General features: G+C 67.4%; 1 protein-coding gene. It reads right to left on the bottom strand.

Translation table 11 applies throughout. The annotated features are described in order from the left end of the window. Positions 1-3: 3 nt before the first annotated feature. Positions 4-1,194 (bottom strand): elongation factor Tu, encoded by a 1,191-nt coding sequence (tuf, locus tag MKK68_RS22990; RefSeq protein ID WP_147729937.1) that lies wholly within the window; start codon positions 1,192-1,194, stop codon positions 4-6. Between the last annotated feature and the right edge of the window lie 3 nt (positions 1,195-1,197).

Raw genomic sequence — 1,197 nt, 5'->3', positions numbered from 1 at the left:
CGACTACGCGTTGATGGCGGCGACGACGCCGGCGCCGACGGTTCGGCCGCCCTCGCGGATGGCGAAGCGCAGCTTCTCCTCCATGGCCACCGGCACGATCAGCGTGACGTCCATGGTCACGTTGTCGCCCGGCATCACCATCTCGGTGCCCTCGGGCAGCACGCACACGCCGGTCACGTCGGTGGTGCGGAAGTAGAACTGCGGCCGGTAGTTGGTGAAGAACGGCGTGTGGCGCCCGCCCTCCTCCTTGGTCAGGATGTAGGCCTCGGCCTTGAACTTGGTGTGGGGCTTGACCGAGCCCGGCTTGCACACGACCTGGCCGCGCTCGACGTCCTCGCGCTTGGTGCCGCGCAGCAGCACGCCGACGTTGTCGCCCGCCTGGCCCTGGTCGAGCAGCTTGCGGAACATCTCGACGCCCGTGACCGTCGTGGTCTGGGTGTCGCGGATGCCGACGATCTCCACCGTCTCGCCGACCTTGACGATGCCGCGCTCGACCCGGCCCGTCACCACCGTGCCGCGGCCCGAGATCGAGAACACGTCCTCGATCGGCATCAGGAACGGCATGTCGATCGGGCGCTCCGGCTGTGGGATGTAGTCGTCCACCGTCTTCATCAACGCCAGCACCGCGTCGTGCCCGACCGCCTTGTCGCCGTTGTCGAGCGCGACCTTGGCCGAGCCCTTGGTGATCGGGATGTCGTCGCCGGGGAAGTCGTACTTCGACAGAAGCTCGCGCACTTCCATCTCGACGAGCTCGAGCAGCTCGGCGTCGTCGACGAGGTCGACCTTGTTGAGGAACACCACCAGCGCCGGAACGCCGACCTGGCGCGCCAGCAGGATGTGCTCGCGGGTCTGCGGCATCGGGCCGTCGGCCGCCGACACCACCAGGATCGCGCCGTCCATCTGCGCCGCGCCCGTGATCATGTTCTTCACGTAGTCGGCGTGACCGGGGCAGTCGACGTGCGCGTAGTGCCGGTTCGTCGTCTCGTACTCCACGTGCGCCGTCGAGATCGTGATCCCGCGCGCCTTCTCCTCCGGAGCCTTGTCGATCTGGTCGTAGGCCGTGAACGTCGCCCCGCCGGACTCCGCCAAGACCTTCGTGATCGCCGCCGTCAGCGACGTCTTGCCGTGGTCAACGTGACCGATCGTGCCGATGTTGCAGTGCGGCTTCGTGCGGGCAAACTTCTCTTTGGCCATGGT

The sequence above is a fragment of the Methylobacterium sp. E-016 genome (assembly GCF_022829745.1).
Classification (GTDB): domain Bacteria; phylum Pseudomonadota; class Alphaproteobacteria; order Rhizobiales; family Beijerinckiaceae; genus Methylobacterium.
This window is presented reverse-complemented; position numbering and strand designations above follow the sequence as displayed.